Genomic DNA, 19,717 nt, shown 5'->3' with positions numbered 1-19,717 from the left:
TCCCGGAGAGGAGAATATCTTGAAAAGAGATGACTACGCGTCCGTTTCCAGACTCTGGCGATGCCCAGGCGGCAGGCGGGCACAAAAAAGGACCCCTCGCGCACCCGCCAGAGCCCGGTTACCCTTGCTACGTTTCCGTCCTGGGGGAGTTGGCCTGGATGGCGCCACGCGAGGAGCCACCCCCAGTTTAGAGGCATGACGGAGCGGCCCAAAATCGCCGGCGCGAGCGGCGGGGGCGGCCGGCGGTCTCACGCACCCGCGGAAACAGGTAAGATTCTTCGAGGTCGTTCCCCTTCCCGGGAAGACCGGCCAGGAGAATTCGCCTAGTGGCCTATGGCGCACGCTTGGAAAGCGTGTTGGGTGAAAGCCCTCGGGGGTTCGAATCCCCCATTCTCCGCCAAAGAATGTCGTCTCCTTCGCGAGACCGTACTTGTGGTCGCCGAAAGTCGATCTTCGCGACGACAACTACGGTTTCGCGGGGCACGGCGGGGCTCGAGGCGGCATGGCACGGTACTCGAACTGGGGTGGCGGAACCCCCCGGATGTGTGACTATGCGCGCGGGAGAAGTGCATAAGAATCAGAGCATGCCAGATCGGGGCTCCCCCTTCAGCGCGCCCGAGCCCATCTCCGGTCAGACGCTGCGGCCGCACGCACCCATTGTCAAGCAGTGGGCCGTCGCGGTCATCGCCTTCGTCGCGCCCATTCTCGTGGCCCTGTACTGGCTTTCCGTGCCGAACGGCAACTGGCCGGCCGTTCTCGCCGCGCATCTGTCGCTCACCGCGGTGGCCGCGATCGGCGCCGTCTCCTACAGCCTGGTGTCGCTCACCGTCGACCCGGCGGGCATCCGCCGCCGTGACGGCCTGGGCCGCGTGCGCAGCATTCCAGCGGATGACATGGGCCGGCTCCTGCAGGTGCAGCTGAGCCGCACCGTGTCGAGCCCTCCGCAGCTGCGCTTGTTCGTGCTCGGTGCCGACCATCGGCTGCTGGCGCACATGCACGGCGCCTTCTGGTCCAGCCGCAGCCTCGAGGCTGTCGTCGACGCCCTCCCCGTGCCCATGGAGCGGATCGACGAGCCGATGACGCTGGCACAGTTCAACCACGAGTGGCCGGGCCTGCTGTGTGCCACGGAGCTGCGCTTCCTCCCCTCCCCCGACGATGACGACGACGATGCTCTCGCCAGGCCGACGCTCTGATTCTTCCGGGCACAGCGGCGATGCTGGAGTGCCGCGTCGCGGAAGCCCACTACTGTGATGCTTCGGGGGAAACGGGGACAGTGATGCTTCGGGGGAAGCGAGAACGCATGGACGGTGCAGGCGGCGCGTGGGAGGTGCGGCCGCGGCCGCGGCTGATGCGCGCCGCCTGGCTGACTTATCTCTCGCTCACCACACCGGTGTTCGCGGTGCTGTACTGGCTTACCGCCCCGCACGACGGATGGGGCATGGTATTGGCCGTGCATGTGGGACTCACGCTCGTTTTCGTCGCCGTCGCGGCATCCGTTCTTCACGTGAGGATCTGCGTCGACGGAACCACCGTCACCAGGCGCGGCGTGCCGGGCCGGGCGCGACCCGTGCCGGCGGCGGCGGTCGCGAAGGCGGTGATGCTCGACCTCTACCAGCCGGGCGCGCTCGACACCCACGCCCAGCTGTTCCTCCTGGGCCACGACGGAGCCGTGCTCCTGCGCCTGCGCGGCCAGCTCTGGGCGCAGTCCGACATGGAGGCCCTCGCCGCCGCCGTCGGGGCGCCCGTGGAGCGCCTGCCGCAACCGCTCAGCCGTGCCGAGGTGAAGCGCCTGGACCCGAGGCTGCTGCGCTGGTTCGAGCGGTAACGCGCGATGCCTCGGTGGCAGCGGATGCCGCATCCGCTGTCGCAGCGCTCGTCAGGCGAGCGCGGCGACCGACCGTGGCCGCACCAGCAGCCAGAGCACGACGATGGCGACCGTCGAGGTGCAGACCATGACCGCGCCCATCGGGGCGGCCGAGTCCACGCCCAGCACGCCGACGACGGGTGAGATGATCCCGGCGACGCCGAAGTTGGCCGCGCCCAGCAGGGACGCCGCCGTGCCAGCCTCGGAGGCGTGCCCGTTCAGCGCCAGCACCTGGGTGCACGGGAAGCTGAACCCGCAGGCGGAGATGAAGAACCAGAGCGGGATGAGCGTGCCCCAGAGCCCGGCGCCGGCGACATCGAGCACGACGATCAGGACCGCCATCGCCGCCATCGTCGCGGTGGTCGCCGCGAGAATCCACTGTGGGCCCACCGACGTGCGGTGCATGATCAAGGCGCTGGCCTGCACGCCGAGCACGACGCCGATGGAGTTGACTGCGAACAGCAGGCCGTATTGCTGCGGGCTGAACGCGTAGACGTCCTGGAACAGGAACGACGACGCCGACAGGTACGAGAACAGGCCGGTGAAGGTCATGGCCCCGACGATCGCGACGCCCACGAAGACCCGGTCGCTCAGTACCACCGCGTAGCGCTGGCGCAGGGTGCGGCTCCCGGACTTTCCGCGGTCGGCCCTGGGCAGGGTCTCGACGATCCAGGCCGCAACGGATGCCATCACCACGGCCCCGTAGGCGGCCAGCACCCAGAAGATGCCGCGCCAGTCCATCACGAGCAGAAGTTGCGAGCCGAGCACGGGTGCGAGCACCGGCGCCAGTCCGCTGATGAGTGCGAGGCGCGAGAGCATCTTCACGAGCGGCTTGCCACCGAAGAGGTCGCGCACCATCGCCATGGCGACCACGCCGCCGGCCGCGGCGCCGAAGCCCTGCAGCACGCGGAAGACGCCGAGCGTGACGATGTCCTGCGAGAGCGCCGCACCCACGCACGCCAGCACGTGGAACGCTGTGGCGAGCATGAGCGGGAGGCGGCGGCCCACCCTGTCGCTCCAGGGGCCGACGACCAGCTGCCCCACGCCGAAGCCGATGGTGGTGCCGGTGAGGGTGAGCTGCACGGCGGCCGCTGAGACGTCGAGCTGGTGCTGGATGGTCGGGAATGCCGGGAGGTACAGGTCGATCGTGAACGGTCCGAGCGCCGTGAGCGCCCCGAGGATGAGGATGTAGACCAGCCGCTGACGGTTGGACAGGGCGTCACCGGGATGGGTGTTGGTCATGTGCTGCGCTCTCTCGTGGCTCGGCCGGGCGCCGCGTGGCCACCTTGGATTCTAGCCCGCGGGCAGGACAAAACCGCCCGGGTCGTCGAGGAGTCTCTCGAAGACGAGCTCCGCCGCACCGATCATGAGCAGGTTCGAGCCCAGCTGCGCCGGGCAAATGCGCACCGAATCGAACGGCACGGGGAGGGTGAGCCGACCCACCGCGGCGCGCAGCCGCTCCGGGTCCACCGCGTGGATCGAGGCGAGGAACCCGCCGAGAACGACGAGCTGCGGGTTCAGGATGTTGATCGCTCCGGCGAGCGCGACGGCCAGGTGGTCGAGTTGCCGCTCGACCTCGTGGCGCACCTGGGGCGACGTGGAGGCGAGCAGGGCGCGCTCGAAGTCGTCGGGGTCGAGCGTGCCCTGGCCGAGGAGATCGAGCAGGGCGCTGCGAGTGACCTCGGCTTCGAGGGTGCCGGCGATGCCGGCGGAATCCGTTGCGGCGCTCGAGCTGACCCGCGTGTGGCCGAACTCGCCCGCGTAGCCGGCCACGCCGCCGGCCGGCGCCCCGCCGACGATGAGCCCCCCGCCGATGCCGCTGGCACCGCCGTTCAGGTAGATGAGGTCGGTGATGCCGCGGCCGGCGCCGAAGTGCCGCTCGGCCATCGCCCCGGTGCTCGCGTCGTTCGCGGCGAACACCCGGAGCCCGGTGGCCGCCTCGAGCATCCCGGCCAGCGGTTCGTCGACCCAGCCGAGGTGCGGGGCATGGCGCACCAGGCCGTCGTGCGCGCGTACGAGACCCGGAACGGCGACCCCGACGCCCACGAAACGAAACCGGGGGCCAAGCTCCGCGCGCATCCGCTGAAGCACGTCGACGGTGGTGGCCACGGCGTCGGCCGCGCTCGGCGACTGAGCCATCGCCTCGCGGATGCGCCGGTGCACGGTGCCGCCGAGGCCGACCACCCCGATCGTGACGGCGTCGATCTCGGGGTTGACGGCGAGGGCGACGACGTGGTCGCTCGCCGCGACCATCATGCTCGGGCGGCCCACCTGGTTGGTGGCGTCCGGTTCGCGTTCCTCGGCGAGGCCCAGCTCGGCCAGCTCCCCCACCAGCGCGGCGATCGTCGAGCGGTTGAGCCCGGTCACGCGGGTCAGCTGCGAGCGGGACACCGGCCCGGCGCGGTGCACGAGCCGCAGGATGACCGAGAGGTTGCGCCGGCGCACGTCGTCATGGTTGCTGCCCTGCATCTACGGCCCCTCGGGTGCCACTCGCGGCAGCCGATCGGCCAGGAAGGCGAGGGCCGCCAGGTCGTCGTCGGGACCGCCGCCCTCGTGGCCGTTGTACCGCCAGACCGACATCTGCTTCTCGCCGGCGTAGGCGTTGTAGGCGGCATACACGGTGGATGGCGGCGTGATCGGGTCCATGAGGCCCACCGAGAACAGCGCGGGCACCCGGCCGCGCCGGGCGAAGTTCACCGAGTCGAAGTACTGCAGCGTCGCCATCACGGCGTCGGCCTTCTGCCGGTGGATGGCCAGGTAGTCGCCGATCTCCTTGAACGGGTAGTCATCGGTGATGACGGATGCCCGGGGAAAGTCGCTGAGGAACGGCACCCGGGCAACGGTCGCGGCGACGCCCTCGTGCAGTGCGCCCGCGGCGAGTGCGAGCGCCCCGCCCTGGCTGGCGCCGAGCACAGCGACCCGGCTCGCGTCGACTACCTCGAGGTCGCGGGCTGTGTCGACGGCCCGCACCGCATCCGTGATCAGCCGCCGATAGTAATAGGTGTCGCGAGAATCGATGCCGCGGGTCATCACGCCGGGAACCTGCGGGCCGGAGGCACCCTCGTCGGGAGTGTCGCCGCGGCTCCATCCCGAGCCCTGTCCGCGGGTGTCCATCTGCAGGTGCGCGTAGCCGGCCGAGGCCCAGAGCAGGTTCTCGATGGCGTCGCCCCGGCCGCCGCCGTAACCGACGAACTGCACGACGGCAGGCAGCGGATGCGCCGGGTCGGCATCCGCTGGCAGGCGCAGCCAAGCCTTCACCGGCTGCCCGGCGAAACCGGTGAACGTCACGTCGTAGAGCGTGACGGTCGACAGCTGCGGCACGGCCTCGGTCACGATGGCAGGATGCGCGGCGGCCCGCGCCTGGCCGACGGTGCCCGCCCAGAACTCGTCGAAGTCGGCGGGGTCGCCCTGGCGGCTCTGGTACTCCGCCAGCTCGGCTTCGCTGAGATCCAGGTACATTCTCATCCCCCTGTTTGTTGCCCTGCACAGCAAACTAGCCGATCCTCGGCTCACCAAGCCCCGATCGACTCCCGCACCCGCGCCCTTCCGCGCACAGCCGCACGCTGTCAGGGGTGCGCGAGACGATAGGCATTAACAACGGATGCAACGGGGCAAGAATTTCTTCGAGATTCTCTCGCATTCTCCTTCTATCCTTGCTACAATTGAGGCATGTTCACCAACGTAGGTTTGTTCTCGGATAGGTTCCGGGTGCGATGACACTCCTGGTCTCCGATCCCGACGTCGATCAGCCCGATGAGGTTGATCCGATCCGGTTCGTGGAGACCATGGCCGAGAAGCTGTTGGAGACCGTGCCGGTGGCAACCGCCGGCAGGTTGAATGACGAGCGGGCGCTGCGGTTCGCCGCGGCGGCGGAGAAGCTCGGCCGTTACGCCGACGCGTTGCGGGTCACTGTCGCGACGGATATCGGTGACCGGTGCCGCCCGGAGCTGATGGAGAAGCGACTGTCCACGACCAAGGGCTGCCGCAACGAGGTCGAACTCCTCGAACGGGTCACGCTGGTGTCGGGGTCGACGCTTCGGCGAAGGCTCCGGATCGGGAAGAACTTCCGAGGCGACCGGTCACTGACCGGGCAACCCCTCCCTCCCGCGTTCCCGATCGTCGCTGACGCGGTCGCCGCGGGCACGTTGGGGGTGGACAGTGCGGATGCGATCATCACCGTGCTCACCCCATCGATACCGCACGTGGACTTGGAGAACATGGGCAGGGCCGAGCTTGAGCTCGTCGCCGCCGCGACCGGCACCGGACCCGGCGCCCCAATACCGGTGTCCGCGGACCTGACCCGGGTCCAGGCGGGCATCTGGATGCAGCACCTCGACCAGGACGGGGCCAAGCCCCGAGAGAAGCAGGCCATGCAACACCGCGGCTTCCGGTTCGGGCGGGAACGCGACGGCCTGGTCCCGGTGTCGGGGATGCTGATGCCCGAGATCGCCGCGAAAGCCATCCGCGTCATGGACGCCTACCTGAGTCCCCGCACCGCCCCGGTCGCGTTCATCGACGAAGAGACCGCCGCGAGGGGCGACAACTACGACCGGAGTGACACCCGCACGGCCGACCAGAAACGGCACGACATCTTCGCCGTCATCGTCGCCACCGCAGCGGGCGCCGCCGAAACCCCCACCATCGCCGGAGACGCACCCACCGTACTGGTCAGCGTCCGGCAGGAAGACCTCGAAGCGAACACCGGGGTCGGGCACATTGACGGGTTGGAGTTGCCGATCTCCATCGCCACCGTGCAGCAGATGATCTGCGACGGCGGCCTCCAGAAAGTCGTGTTGAAGAAGAACGGCAAGATCGTCGAGCTCGGCACCAAGGAACGCACCTTCAACCGGGCCCAGCGCCGGGCGATCATGCTCCGCGACGGAGGCTGCATCATCCCGGGCTGTGACATCCCCGCCGCGTGGACCGAAATCCACCACGTCAAACCCGACCGGGACGGCGGGCCCACCCACACCAGCAACGGGGTATGTCTCTGCTGGTTCCACCACAGAACCATCGACACCTCCGGGTGGGAGATCCGGATGATCGACGGGTCACCACAAGTCAAAGCCCCACCCTGGATCGACAGAACCCGACGATGGCGACCAGCCACGAAGTCACCCACCCGACTCACCGACGCACTCGAACAGACGCACAACGCGTAGGACGACGTCGATTTGCGCTGGAGAATCATCGGGACTTGCTATAAGTTCTGAAAAACAACAAACTCCCGTCGTCCATCCAAAAATGCTGAAGGACTGATCCCATGACCCCCACACCCACCAAGGCCGACAAGTTCTCCTTCGGCCTCTGGACCATCGGCTACAACGGCACCGACCCCTTCGGCGGCCCCACCCGTCCCCCGCTCGATACCGTCGAGGCCGTGCACAAGCTCGCCGAGCTCGGTGCGTATGGGCTCACGTTCCACGATGACGACCTGTTTCCGTTCGGGTCGACGGATGCCGCGCGCCAGAAGGAGATCGACCGGCTCAAGCAGGCCCTGGCCGACACCGGGCTCGTCGTCCCGATGGTGACGACGAACCTGTTCAGCGCCCCCGTGTTCAAGGACGGCGGCTTCACGTCGAACGACAGGTCGGTGCGCCGCTACGCGCTCCGCAAGGTCATCCGCCAGCTCGACCTCGGGGCGGAGCTCGGGGCGAAGACCTTTGTGATGTGGGGCGGCCGCGAGGGCGCGGAGTACGACGCGGCAAAGGACATTCGGGCGGCATTGGAGCGGTACCGCGAAGCCGTCAACCTGCTGGGCGACTATGTCACCGACAAGGGTTACGACATCCGTTTCGCCATCGAACCCAAGCCGAACGAGCCGCGCGGCGACATCCTGCTGCCGACCGTCGGGCACGCGATGGCGTTCATCGAAACGCTGGAGCGGCCGGAGCTCGTGGGCGTGAACCCCGAGGTCGGCCACGAGCAGATGGCCGGGCTGAACTTCGCCGCGGGCATCGCCCAGGCGCTGTACCAGGGCAAGCTGTTCCACATCGACCTGAACGGGCAGCGCGGCATCAAGTACGACCAGGACCTCGTGTTCGGGCACGGCGACCTGCAGAACGCGTTCGCGCTCGTCGACCTGCTCGAGAACGGCGGCCCCGATGGTGGGACGACCTACGACGGACCGCGCCACTTCGACTACAAGCCCTCGCGCACCGAGGACATCACCGGAGTGTGGGACTCGGCCGCCGCGAACATGCGCACCTACCTGCTGCTCAAGGAGCGGGCCGCCGCCTTCCGCGCCGACCCGGAGGTGCAGGAGGCGCTCGAGGCGTCACGGGTGCCCGAACTGTCGGTGCCGACCCTCGGCGAGGGCGAGAGCTACGACGACCTGCTGTCGGACCCCTGGGCGTGGGAGGACTTCGACGCCGACGCCTACTTCGGCGGCAAGGGCTTCGGCTTCGTGCGGCTGCAGCAGCTGGCGCTCGAGCACCTCATCGGCGCCCGCGGCTAGTCCTCACCTCTCCGCGTCGCCGCGCGGGTGCTGCGCCGCGAAGCGCGTGGCACGCCACCCGCGCGGCGGCGCAGCACCCGCGTTGCCCTTTCATCCCTGAGCGGAGACCCATGACCCTCGTCGCCGGAGTCGACTCGTCGACGCAGAGCTGCAAGATCGTGATCCGCGACGCCGAGACCGGGGCGCTCATCCGCTCCGGCCGGGCGCCGCACCCCGACGGCAGCGAAGTGCACCCGGCCGCATGGTGGCAGGCGCTGCAGGCTGCGATCGCGGATGCCGGCGGTCTGGACGACGTGGCGGCGATCTCCGTCGCGGGCCAGCAGCACGGCATGGTGGTGCTCGACGACGCGGGGCGCGTCATCCGGGACGCACTGCTCTGGAACGACACCCGGAGCGCGCAGGCCGCCCTCGACCTGATCACGGAAGTCGGCGCCGAGGAGTACGCCGCCCGCACGGGGTCAGTACCGGTCGCGTCGTTCACGGCCACCAAGCTGCGCTGGCTGCGCGACGCCGAGCCCGAGAACGCGGCGCTCGTCGCGGCTGTGGCGCTCCCCCACGACTGGCTCACCTGGCGGCTGCGCGGCTACGGTCCCGCCAACGAGAGTCCGCTCGGCCCGGACCTCGTCGCCCTCACGACCGATCGCTCCGATGCCAGCGGCACCGGCTACTGGTCACCGGTCACTGGCGGCTACGACCTCGACCTGTTCGAGCGGGCGCTCGGCCACCCGGCCCTGCTCCCGCGCGTGCTCGCCCCCGGCGAGCCGGCCGGCAACACCCCCGGCGGCATTGTTGTCGGGCCGGGGGCCGGCGACAACGCAGGAGCCGCGCTGGGGCTGGGGGCGGGCGCGGGCGACGTGGTCGTCTCGATCGGCACGAGCGGCACCGTGTTCGCCGTGACCGAGACCCCCGCAACGGATGCCTCGGGCACCGTCGCCGGATTCGCCGACGCGAGCGGGTTGTTCCTGCCGCTCGTCGCGACGCTCAACGCCGCGCGGGTACTCGACTCCATCGCCGGCCTCCTCGGCGTGGACCACGCCGAGCTCGGCCGGCTGGCCCTCGAGGCTCCGGCCGGTTCGGCGGGACTCGTGCTGCAACCGTATTTCGAGGGCGAACGCACGCCGAACCTGCCGCGGGCCACGGCATCCGTCTTCGGCATGACGCTCGCGTCGACCGGCCGGCCGAATCTCGCGCGGGCGGCCGTCGAGGGGCTCCTCTGCGGGCTCGCCGACGGCCTCGACGCGGTGCGGGCGCAGGGGGTGACGGCCGAGCGCATTCTGCTGATCGGCGGCGCCGCGCAGAACCCCGCCGTGCAGGCGATCGCCGCGCAGGTGTTCGACGTGCCCGTCGTCGTGCCCGCGCCCGGCGAGTACGTGGCCGACGGGGCGGCGGCGCAGGCGGCGTGGGCGCTCAGCGGCACGCGCCCGAACTGGGCGCTGTCGATCGTCGCGAAGCCCGCGGTCGACCACCGGCCCGTCATCCGGGAGCAGTACGCGGCGCACCGCGCCTGACGGCGGCGCCCCGCTCAGCCACGACGCGCGGCTCGAACGCCACTGCGCGGGTTGAGTTCAACGCGCGCAGCGGCGTTCAGCCGGCGCGACGCGGATCAGGAGCGTGCGGCCGCAACCTCGGCGCCCGACGCGGCGAGCGCGGTGCCGGCCACGCGCAGGTACCGCAGCGGGTCACCCATTGCAGCAGCGCTCGAACCCGCCAGCTCGGTCAGCGACTGGGCGCCGACGAAGCCCCTGGTCTCGGCGCCGATGCTGCCGGCAACAAGCAGCGCCGTCACATCCGCTGCCTCTGCCAGCCCACGAACGTAGCTGGCGACCTTGCCGGCGTCGCTCTGGTCGTCGAAGCGGCCCTCGCCCGTGATCACGATGTCGGCTCCGGAGATCGCGCCGGGCAGCCCGACCGCGTCGCCGACGGCCCCTGACCCGGCAGCGATGACGGCGCCCCACGCTACGAGCCCGAAAGCGGTGCCGCCCGCGGCGCCCGTGCCGGGCAGGTCCGCCTTCGCCGGCATCCGCGTCGCCAATGCGGCCAGGTTCGCTTCCATGACCCGCAGCTGTGTGGCATCCGCCCCCTTCTGCGCACCGAAAACGGATGCCGCACCCGCCGGCCCCAGGAGCGGGCTCGTGACGTCGCTAAGCACGGTGGCACCACCCGCCGGCAGTGCGCGCAGATCGCTGAGGTCGACCCGGTCGAGGTCGCCCAGCCCGCGGTTGCCCAGGGCGATCTGCTGCCCCTCCGCGTCGAGGAACCTTGCGCCGAGGGCGGTGAGCGCGCCCGCGCCGCCGTCGGTCGAGGAGCTGCCGCCCACAGCGAGCAGCAGCCGGTCGACGCCGTGGTCGAGGGCGGCGGCAATGGCCTGGCCGAAGCCGAGCGTGTGCGCGTCAAGCGGGCGGAGCCTGTCGAGCAGGCCGAGTCCACTGGTGTTGGCGAGCTCGACGACTCCGGTGCCGTCGGGAAGCAGCAGCCAGCAGCTGTCGACCGGGCGGTCGTCGGGCCCCTGCACAGTGACGGGCATGCGGGTGGCTCCCGGAACGGCCGCGGCGAAGGCGTCGAGCGTTCCTTCCCCGCCGTCGGCCATCGGGAAGTGGCGCAGCACATCGTTCGGCCGCACCGATGCCCATCCGCTGGCGATGGCGTCGGCGACGTCGACGGCGGTGGCCGTTCCCTTGAACGAGTCCGGGGCGATGACCACGGTGAAGGCAGGCATGTGCTCAAGCATGGCATGAGCGGTTAACGGCCCGCGCAGCCTGCCTCCCACGAGGATGGAGTGCGCGTTCTTCGGGAGCCTGGCTCAGGCCTGCCATACCGTCTTCACATTGACGAACTCGCGGATGCCGAAAGCCGACAGCTCGCGGCCGTAGCCTGAGTCCTTGACACCGCCGAAGGGCACTGCGGGGAACGACGCCGTCACGCCGTTGACGAACACTCCCCCCGCTTCGATCTCCCGGCCGAGCCGCGCGATCTCCTCCTCGTCCGTCGTCCAGACGCTGGAGCTGAGCCCGAAATCGGAGTCGTTGGAACGCTCGATCGCGTCGTCGATGCTCCCCACCCTGTAGAGGCAGGCCACCGGGCCGAAGCATTCCTCGCGGTAGATGCGCATGTCGGGGTTAACATCGCTCAGCACTGTTGCCGGATAGAACCAGCCCTCGCCCTCAGGAACCTCGCCCCCGACCAACACGGTCGCGCCCTTCGAGACTGCATCCTCCACGAGCTCCTGAACATCCTGTCGTCCGCGCTCGGTGGCAAGCGGCCCGAAGGCGGAGTCGTCGGACAGGGGGTTCCCGGCTTTGGCGGCCGCCATGCCTGCCACGAATTTCTCAGCGAAGGCGTCGTAGACGTCTTCGTGCACGTAGTAGCGCTTCGCGGCAATGCACGACTGTCCGGAGTTCTGCACCCGAGCCCCCACCGCCGCTTGTGCCGCCTTGTCCACATCAGCGGATGGCAGGACGACGAAAACATCCGTGCCGCCGAGTTCCAGCACGGTCTTCTTCACGTTCTTCCCGGCGGCCGCAGCCAGGGAGGCACCAGCGGCGACCGACCCGGTGAGCGTGGCGGCCCGGATTCTACGGTCGTCGAGCAGGGGTGCGACGTCCTTGCCCTCGACAAGGAGGGTCTGGAACGCACCGCGCGGGAATCCGCCTCGTTCGAAGAGGTCACCGAGGTACAGCGCACACTGGGGAACGTTCGACGCGTGCTTGAGCAGCCCGGTGTTGCCGGCCATGAGCGCGGGCGCAGCAAAGCGCACCGCCTGCCACAGCGGGTAATTCCAGGGCATCACCGCGAGCACGACGCCGATCGGGTCGAAGCGCACGCTGAGCGCAGAGGCGTTGACAGCGGATGGCTCAACCGGCGTCTCGGGAGTCAGATAGCGTTCCGCGTTGTCGGCGTAGAAACGCATTCCTGTGGCCGACTTCAGCGCCTCGTACTTCGCCGTCGAGAACGTCTTGCCCATCTCGGTCGTGATGAGGCGAGCCACATCGTCAGCTTCCGATTCCAGGATTTCCGCGGCCTTTCGCATCCACTCGGCCCGCTCGGCGAACGTCGTCCTCTGAAGCTCACGGAAGGCGGCGTCAGCGGCGTGGATCTTCTCCTCGACCTGCTCTGCGGTGAACGGCTCGAACGTCTTGAGGGTTGTCCCGGTGGTGGGGTCGATCGTGGCGATTGTCATTTCGGTTTACTCCTTGATTGCGTGGTGCGGTCAGAGCACGCCTACGCGCGCCTGCTCCATGAGGTATTCGGCCTGTCGAAGCACGAGGGCCATGATGGTGAGTGTCGGGTTCGCGGCCGCTCCCGACGTGAAGATGGATCCGTCGGAGATGAACAGGTTCGGAATGTCGTGTGCTTGCCCGAAACTGTTGACCACTCCGTCTGCGGAGGAAGCACTCATCCTGGCCGTGCCGAGGTTGTGGCCGGAGGGCATTCCCGGCGCGCGAGTGGTACGCACTGCTCCCACCGCCCGGAAGAGCTTCTCCCCCTGCGTGTAAGCGTGGTCTCGCATCGCGATGTCGTTGGGATGGTCGTCGTAATGCACCTCAGGCGCGGGCAACCCCAGGTGATCCTTCAGACTGCTGCTCAGGGTCACCCGATTCGTCTCGCGAGGCATGTCTTCGCCGCAGATCCACATACCCGCGGTGCGCGTGTACGCCTCGATCTTCGACGTGAACTCCGGCCCCCAGCCGTGCGGGGTCATGAAGGTCGAGAAGGAGGGCAGCCCCTGCGCGATGCTCTCCATGTAGTAGCCGCCGACGAAACCGCGGGAGGGATCGTGCCGTGACTCATCATTGACGATGCCGGCCATCGGCTCGCCGCGGTACATGTGCACCTCATCGGGGAACTCCGCGTACACCACACCGGTTGTGTGCCGCATGTAGTTGCGCCCGAGCTGTCCCGAAGAGTTGGCGAGACCATCCGGATGGCCGTTGGTCGCCGACGTCAGCAGAAGGCGAGGCGTCTCAATGGCGTTGCCGGCCATGGCAACCACGCGCGCGCTCTGGCGGTGCAGTACGCCGTCCACGTCGCTGTACACGACCCCGTCGGCTCGCCCATCGGTACCGAGGGTGATCTGGACGGCCTGGGAGTTGGTGCGAAGTTCCAGGAGTCCGGTGGCCAGCGCCTTCGGAATCTCGCTCACGAGTGGGGACCACTTCGCTCTGCTCTTGTCGCCTTGCTGGCAGAATCCGTCCTGCAGCGTGCCCGGTCGGCCGTCGTACGGCTCGACGTTCGTGGCATACGGGCCCGTCGCGTAGTGCTCGTAGCCCAGACGAGCGGCACCGTTGGCCAGCACCTTGTAGTTGTTGTTCGCCGGCAATGGAGGGCGACCGTGCCGATGCGATGTCCCCATCGCGATCTCGGAAGCGTCGTAATAGGGCTCGAGCTCCTGCAAGTCGATGGGCCAATCCGCGAGCGCGGCATCAGACACCTGTCCGTACACTGAACGGGGGCGGAACTCGTGCGCTTTGAACCTCGGCGTGAGGCCCGTCCAGAACGTCGCTGTACCGCCGACGACCTTGCCCATCCATGCCGGGCTTCCCGGAAAGTCCGACGCGAGGCTCCAAGTGCCCGTCGCGAGCCTCGGGTCCTTCCAGGTGAGCTGATCGAATGCCTTGCGTTCATCGTTGACGAAGTCCTCGTTCGACACCCACGGTCCGGCCTCGAGCATCACGACTTTTTTCCCCTGCCGCACCAGTTGCAGGGCGAGAGTCGCGCCACCGGGGCCAGAACCGATGATGAGTGCGACATCGTCGTCGGTGAGTTCGTAGCGGGTCATGCGTTGCTCCTTGTCTGGGCGGCCGCGTTTTCCGGCGTCACTGTCAGCGAGCCGATCTCAACGAACGGGGCGTCGCTCTCCTCGATGCGGGGTTCGGGGAGCCAGGCGAGGTCGTTGAACCCCCGGTCACGGTAGCCGCCGTGTTCGAAGGATGCGCCGGGGTAGCCCACGGCCGCCCATACTTCGTGATCGTCGTACAGGTGCCAGGCGACGAGGTCGCGAAGCGTCGCGAAGAAGCGTGTCTCCTCCCGTGCCGTGAGCAGGTCGTGCAGGTCAGTAGCGGGGACTTCGCCGAGATGGGCGCCGCTGGCGAGCCGCAGCTCTGTGAGTCCGTCGCGGAGCAGATGCCACAGCGCAGGCTCAACGGATGCCCTGGCCAGGATCTGCTCGACGGTTCGCTGGTAAGGCGCATCCGGCAGTCCGGGGTGCGGATAGAGAGTGCGGGCGAGGGACACGAGCTCGGCGACCTCGCCGGGGTCGGACCGGCCGTCGCGTGATGGCCTGTCGTCTGACGTCATTGTCGTAAATCTTTCTCTTCGTCGTATAGCGGGACGGCGGGAGTGCGAGGGGCTGGTCCGCCGGCCCCTCGCGCCACCGGTTACGGCATGGTCCGGTTCTGCCATACCGTGGGGAATCCGGGCAGGTTCTCTCCGCCGAAGGAGGAGTAATGGCCGTCGGGCATTCCCTTGTTGGCGGCGACCACGGCGTCGAGGTCGTCCTTCGTCACGGGCACCTGCGGGAGCACCCAGTCCTTCGGGATCGGCTTGCCCTCGAAGAGCATGGCCGTTGCCAATAGGGCGGTCCGCCACTGGAATGCCGAGTACACCGAGGCGAAGCCCTTAAACCCTTTGTCCTGCCAGGCACGCAGGTACGCGAGGCTGTCTTCACCGGTGACGATCGGGATGTCCTTGCCCGCGTCTTCGAATGACTCCACGGCCGGGACGGCCTGGTCGGCAAGGTCGACCCAGACAGCGTCGATGTCGCCCTTGGCGATTTCATCCGTGATGGTGCTCTTGATCTTCGTCGGGTCGGCGCCAGTGATGTAGTCCGTCACCTTGAGCCCTGCTTTGTCGAAGATATGCTGGGCTGCAGCCCACCGCTGCTCGAAGACGTCTACTCCGGGCGCCGTGCGAAGCGCGATGACCCGTCCGCCCTTCGCGACGTTGTCGGCAACGAAGGTCGCGGAGTCGATGCCCCAGGCCATCCCGCCGACGGAGTGGACGAACACTGTCTCGCAGTCGGTGCCGGCGCCGCGGTCGAAGATGATCACGGGCTTCCCGGTGTCACAGGCCCGCTGCACGGCCGGCGCCGTCGCCTGTGGAGAATTGGGGGCGATGATGAAGGCGTCGCAGTTGTTCTCCTTGATGAAGTAGTCGATGTCGGCAACCTGCGTGTCGTCGCTGTCCTGAGCGTTGCGGGTCTCCATGCCGGAAATGATGCCTTGGCCCTGAAGCACCTTCAGCTGCTGGTTCATCGTGATCCACCCCGTCTGCCGCCAGGTGTTGCTGAGCGCGGCGTTCGAGAAGCAGACCTTCTTCGGGCCATCGGCCTTGAACGGTGCCGGGTCGACCATTTCACCCTCGATGTACTGGAGGTAGGGCGTGGAGGGATCTCCCGTGAATGTCGCCGTTCGCTCCGCGTTCTCCAGGTCGAACTGCGTCTGATCGAACCAGCTGTTGGCCGTGGGCGTCCCGCTATCCGGCTGGGCTGCGCCCGCGGTGTTCGATCCGGGCGCACAACCGGAGAGCGCGAGGATCACGATCGCGGCTACCCCAAACGTCGTTGTTTTCGAGCCAATCTGATGCACTTTCTTCCCTTTCTTTGGTCCGGCCGCGGTGGCAGGAACGCTGGTGGTCATGCGGAGACTTCTTCCCCCGGGGACGGCGCCGGGGACGCCACCGGGATACCAGGCGACGCCGAGAATGCACGCCGGCGCCACCGGATGAGCGGCGCGCCGAGGGCGACGAGAATGATGGCGCCCTGGACGGCGGGACGCCACGTGGAGGCGACCCCGACGAAACTGAGCAGGCTGAAGAGCACCTCCAGGGCGAACGCCGCGGCGACGGCAGACATCAGCCAGCCTCGTCCGCCGCTCAGCGCCACGCCGCCGAGCACGACGGCGGTGATCGCGGCGAAGTCGTAACCGTCGCCGACGACCGGGCTCACCCCGGCATAGCCCACGAGGAGAACGGCGGCGACGGTGGACGCCAGAGACGACAGGATGAAGGCCCTGGTTCGCAACCACCACACCGAGGCCCCGCTCAAGCTGGTCGCCACGGGATTGTCCCCGGCAGCGATGAGCGTCCGCCCGAAGGGTTTCCGCATCAACCAGGCGGCGAGCACGACAAGAGCCATGAGCACCACGACGGAGTACGGCAGGAAGCCGAGGATCGGCACGTTCTCGAAGCCGTCACGCCCGATGGCCCGGAACGAGTTCACCGGATTGCCGCTCGGCGCCCCGCCGGTGGCATAGAAGGTGAGCCCGGAGATCGCCAGGGACGTGCCGAGCGTTGCGATGAAGCTCGGCACCTTGAGCAGTGTGGTGATGACACCGTTGACAAGTCCTACGGCTGCGCCGAGCCCAATCATGAGGAGAACCACGGGCAGGATCCTCGCCGCGTTCTGCCCGATGAGGTTTCCCGCGAGCACCACTTGTGCCGCGATCACCGCGGCCATCGACAGGTCCAGTTCCCCGGAGACGATGACGAAGTACTGTCCGGCCGCGACGATGGCCACCGGCGCGGTCCGGCCGATGAAACGCATCAGCTGGTCGGGGGCGGCAAGGCCGGGGTTGTACAGGATGAGGGCGATGAGGAGCGCCGCGAGCAGCAGGTAGATGGCGCCGCCCGGGGTTGCGAATGAACGCAGAACACGCACGCGCATCGGCAACGGGGCAGTGTTGTAGCGGGAGATGGACGTCGTCATCACAGTTCACCTCGTGCAGTCGAGACGGATGCTCGTCTCCCTTCGGAGGCGACCGGGAAACGGAAGGTGGTCCTTGGGATCGACGACCGCGCGTAGACGGCAACGGCCATGATGATGATCAGCCCCCGCACCACGTCCTTCAGATAGGGGTTCAGCTGCATGATGCCCATGACGCTGTCCAGGGTCGCGAAGATGAGGATGCCGCCCAGTGAGCCCCAGAGCGAGCCTCGCCCACCGGCGAGGACCGCCCCGCCGAGCACGACGGCGGCGATGGAGAGCAAGTCGTATCCGCCTTGTTCCCCCACGCCGGGGCTCCCCACGCCGAGCCGTGCGACGATCACCAACCCGGCGATACCGGCGAAGAGGCCGGACAGCGAGTGCGTGACGATGATCGGAACGGCGTTGTGGATGCCGGACATACGAGCGACCGCCGGATCACCGCCGACCGCATAGATGTGAAGACCCACCCGGGTTTTGGCGAGAAGGGCAACCGTGGCGACGAGACAGAGGAACATGATGATGGTCATCACCGGCACGAATCCGATGCTTGCCTCCCCGAGCGACGCCAGGGCAGGAGCAGCCTTCCCCGTGCTTCCCCGATAGTTCGAGAACAAGTAGCCGGAGACGATCAACCCCACGCTCAACGTTGCAATAAATCCGTTGATCTTCACAAAGCCGACCAGAAGCCCGTTGACGAGTCCGATAAGAGTGGTCGTGATGAGCGCCGTGGCGATCCCCGAGGCCATGTTGGCCGACTGTCCGGCCATGACCCCCGCCGACAGCACGCTCGCGATGCTCACGAGGAACGGAACCGACAGGTCGAGGCTGCCGACGAGGATGACGAGTGTCTGCCCGATCGATACGAACCCGAGAACCGTGGTGCTCGTGAGCAGCACCGAGATGTTTCCCTGGGTGAAGAATGACCGGCCTGCGGAGGCAGCGATCACGGTGCTCAGCAGGAGGACGACGAAGAACACCAGGTAGACGATGGTTGTGGTGGAGGAGAAGATGCGAGGCGCGCTTCCCAGCGCCGTGGACGCCCTCATGCTGCCACCTCGCTCGCGGAGACTCCCGAGGCCGCCTGGAGTATCGCTTCTTCGCTTGATCCAAGGGGAAGCTCCGCCGCCAGCCGCCCGTCCTTCATGACGAGAATCCGGTCGGCCATGCCGATCACCTCCGGCAGTTCACTGGAGACCATGAGGATTGCGTGGCCGGCCGCCGCCAGGCTTCGGATCACGCTGTACAGCGCGTGACGTGCGCCGACGTCGATTCCTCGTGTCGGCTCATCGAGCAGGATGATGCGCGGTTCGGCCAGCAGCCACTTCGCGAGCACCACCTTCTGCTGGTTTCCTCCCGACAGGAACTTGATCTCCTGGTCGGGACCACGGGCAGCGAGCTCCAATTCGAGGAACAACTGGTTCGCGCGATGGCGCGCTTTGCCCGCCTTCGACGGCTGCGTCGAGCGGATGACGGCGAGAGCGTTGTCCATAACGCTCTGGTTGAGTGTGAGCCCGGTCGCCTTGCGGTCCTCCGTGATGTGGGCTATCCCTTTGCGGATGGCTTGCTTGGGACGCCGGATCAGCGCCCGCTCCCCGTTCAGCCTCAAAAAGCCGCGCGTGAAGGGCGCAGCACCGGAAATCCCCTCCAGCACCTCGGTGCGTCCGGATCCCTGCAATCCGGCCATGCCGACGATTTCGCCGCGACGCAGAACAAGGGACACGTCATCGACCAAGCCATTTCCGGCGTGCTCCAGCTCCAGCGCGACCTCACCAACGGTCGTGCCCGGTGCGACCGGAGGGAACAGGGCGGACAGGGAGCGTCCGACCATCAAACGCACCAATTCCTGTTCGGTGAGCTCCGCAGCATCGTGAGTCGCGACGAGCTGCCCGTCCTTGAGCACCGTGATGCGGTCACAGAGGTCGAAGATCTCGCGCATGCGGTGCGAAACGTAAAGAATCGACACTCCCCGTGCGGTCAGCCGGGAGATGATGCCGTAGAGAAGCTCGACCTCGTGGTCAGCGAGCGCGGAAGTGGGTTCGTCCATCGAAATGATCCGAGGCTCATAGCTCAGGGCCTTCGCAATTTCCACGATCTGCTGCTGCGCGACCGAGAGCTGGCGCACTCGGACGGCCGGGTTGATCGAATCGACGCCCAGGGTGTCGAAGAGAGCCTCCGTTCTGCGTGTCATTTCCCGCCGTGAGACGAAGCCATGTACTCGAGGTTCTCGCCCAAGGAAGATGTTCTCCGCCACCGTGCGCTCTGCGATGAGGTTGAACTCCTGGAACACCGTCGAGATCCCGGCTTTGTAGGCCTGCACCGGGTGACTGAAGTCCACCTCCTCGCCGTTGAGGCGCACAAAGCCGGAATCTTTCGCGTAGACGCCGGCCAGGATCTTCATGAGCGTCGACTTTCCCGCCCCGTTCTCACCCACCAGCCCGTGAACCTCGCCCCGACGAATGTCGAGGTCAACGTTGGAAAGCGCGGGGTAGCCGAAGAAGGACTTGCTGATTCCTCGCGCCTGCAGTGCAAAAACCAATTTCATCTCACTTCGTCGTGACGGTGGTTCCAGTCAACGGAGCCCGTTCGTTCCGTTGGGGCGACGATAGCCCATTCTGCATTCTGTAGCAAGCATTATCGATAATGCATAGAATTGCTGTGGGCGAGCAGCCCGTTAGCATTGAATCGACAGTGAGGA

Annotated in this window: 16 protein-coding genes, 1 tRNA gene and 1 other RNA gene; 6 read left to right on the top strand and 12 right to left on the bottom strand. The window is 67.7% G+C overall.

Annotated elements, in window-relative coordinates:
* Positions 1-84 precede the first annotated feature (84 nt).
* Positions 85-181: signal recognition particle sRNA small type (ffs, locus tag EEJ31_RS09055), an RNA gene on the bottom strand.
* 131 nt (positions 182-312) lie between these two features.
* Here ffs and EEJ31_RS09050 point away from each other — a divergent pair.
* From EEJ31_RS09050 to EEJ31_RS09040, 3 genes are all read left to right on the top strand, one after another.
* Positions 313-400, top strand: a tRNA-Ser gene (locus EEJ31_RS09050).
* Between the two features lie 184 nt (positions 401-584).
* A complete protein-coding gene (locus tag EEJ31_RS09045) occupies positions 585-1,193 on the top strand; it encodes a hypothetical protein (RefSeq protein WP_123045984.1) in 609 nt (202 codons plus the stop codon).
* Positions 1,194-1,300: 107 nt separating this feature from the next.
* Entirely contained in the window at positions 1,301-1,825 is a 525-nt protein-coding gene (locus EEJ31_RS09040) for a hypothetical protein (protein ID WP_123045983.1), read from the top strand.
* Between the two features lie 51 nt (positions 1,826-1,876).
* On the opposite strand, the gene EEJ31_RS09035 is transcribed toward EEJ31_RS09040, so the two are convergent.
* The 3 genes from EEJ31_RS09035 to EEJ31_RS09025 are packed head-to-tail and all read right to left on the bottom strand — an operon-like array spanning position 1,877 to position 5,329.
* Positions 1,877-3,106 (bottom strand): multidrug effflux MFS transporter, encoded by a 1,230-nt coding sequence (locus EEJ31_RS09035; RefSeq protein ID WP_123045982.1) that lies wholly within the window; start codon positions 3,104-3,106, stop codon positions 1,877-1,879.
* A 51-nt stretch (positions 3,107-3,157) separates the two neighbouring features.
* A complete protein-coding gene (locus EEJ31_RS09030) occupies positions 3,158-4,333 on the bottom strand; it encodes an ROK family transcriptional regulator (protein ID WP_123045981.1) in 1,176 nt (391 codons plus the stop codon).
* A complete protein-coding gene (locus EEJ31_RS09025) occupies positions 4,334-5,329 on the bottom strand; it encodes an acetylxylan esterase (RefSeq protein ID WP_199727316.1) in 996 nt (331 codons plus the stop codon). It abuts the gene before it with no gap.
* Between the two features lie 248 nt (positions 5,330-5,577).
* Here EEJ31_RS09025 and EEJ31_RS09020 point away from each other — a divergent pair, with 248 nt between their 5' ends.
* The 3 genes from EEJ31_RS09020 (at position 5,578) to xylB (ending at position 9,829) form a co-directional block, all read left to right on the top strand.
* Positions 5,578-7,026, top strand: a complete 1,449-nt coding sequence (locus tag EEJ31_RS09020; RefSeq protein WP_123045979.1) for an HNH endonuclease signature motif containing protein — start codon at positions 5,578-5,580, stop codon at positions 7,024-7,026.
* 101 nt (positions 7,027-7,127) lie between these two features.
* Entirely contained in the window at positions 7,128-8,321 is a 1,194-nt protein-coding gene (gene xylA, locus EEJ31_RS09015) for a xylose isomerase (protein WP_123045978.1), read from the top strand.
* A gap of 110 nt (positions 8,322-8,431) precedes the next feature.
* Positions 8,432-9,829: a xylulokinase gene (gene xylB / locus EEJ31_RS09010; protein ID WP_123045977.1), complete on the top strand. Its 1,398-nt coding sequence runs from the start codon at positions 8,432-8,434 to the stop codon at positions 9,827-9,829.
* A 95-nt stretch (positions 9,830-9,924) separates the two neighbouring features.
* On the opposite strand, the gene EEJ31_RS09005 is transcribed toward xylB, so the two are convergent.
* The 8 genes from EEJ31_RS09005 to EEJ31_RS08970 all read right to left on the bottom strand — a co-directional run bounded on the left by EEJ31_RS09005 (position 9,925) and on the right by EEJ31_RS08970 (position 19,564).
* The gene (locus tag EEJ31_RS09005) at positions 9,925-11,037 is read right to left on the bottom strand and encodes a glycerate kinase (protein ID WP_123045991.1); all 1,113 of its coding nucleotides are present in this window, start codon (positions 11,035-11,037) and stop codon (positions 9,925-9,927) included.
* An 84-nt stretch (positions 11,038-11,121) separates the two neighbouring features.
* Entirely contained in the window at positions 11,122-12,498 is a 1,377-nt protein-coding gene (gene aldh, locus EEJ31_RS09000; RefSeq protein WP_123045976.1) for an aldehyde dehydrogenase AldH, read from the bottom strand.
* A 30-nt stretch (positions 12,499-12,528) separates the two neighbouring features.
* Positions 12,529-14,097 (bottom strand): GMC family oxidoreductase, encoded by a 1,569-nt coding sequence (locus tag EEJ31_RS08995; RefSeq protein ID WP_123045975.1) that lies wholly within the window; start codon positions 14,095-14,097, stop codon positions 12,529-12,531.
* On the bottom strand, positions 14,094-14,615 hold the full coding sequence (locus tag EEJ31_RS08990) for a hypothetical protein (RefSeq protein WP_123045974.1): 522 nt from the start codon (positions 14,613-14,615) through the stop codon (positions 14,094-14,096). The genes EEJ31_RS08995 and EEJ31_RS08990 overlap by 4 nt, the downstream gene beginning before the upstream one ends.
* Before the next feature lie 80 nt (positions 14,616-14,695).
* The gene (locus EEJ31_RS08985; protein ID WP_233563818.1) at positions 14,696-15,856 is read right to left on the bottom strand and encodes a substrate-binding domain-containing protein; all 1,161 of its coding nucleotides are present in this window, start codon (positions 15,854-15,856) and stop codon (positions 14,696-14,698) included.
* 95 nt (positions 15,857-15,951) lie between these two features.
* Complete coding sequence (locus tag EEJ31_RS08980) at positions 15,952-17,022, bottom strand: ABC transporter permease (protein ID WP_123045972.1); 1,071 nt, start codon at positions 17,020-17,022, stop codon at positions 15,952-15,954.
* Positions 17,022-18,068, bottom strand: coding sequence for an ABC transporter permease (locus EEJ31_RS08975; RefSeq protein WP_123045971.1), 1,047 nt, complete (start codon positions 18,066-18,068; stop codon positions 17,022-17,024). The genes EEJ31_RS08980 and EEJ31_RS08975 overlap by 1 nt, the downstream gene beginning before the upstream one ends.
* Positions 18,065-19,564, bottom strand: a complete 1,500-nt coding sequence (locus tag EEJ31_RS08970; RefSeq protein ID WP_123045970.1) for a sugar ABC transporter ATP-binding protein — start codon at positions 19,562-19,564, stop codon at positions 18,065-18,067. Before EEJ31_RS08970 ends, EEJ31_RS08975 begins: the two co-directional genes overlap by 4 nt.
* Positions 19,565-19,717 lie beyond the last annotated feature (153 nt).

The organism is Cryobacterium tepidiphilum (assembly GCF_003716325.1).
GTDB classification, from domain to species: Bacteria; Actinomycetota; Actinomycetes; order Actinomycetales; family Microbacteriaceae; genus Cryobacterium; species Cryobacterium tepidiphilum.
This window is presented reverse-complemented; position numbering and strand designations above follow the sequence as displayed.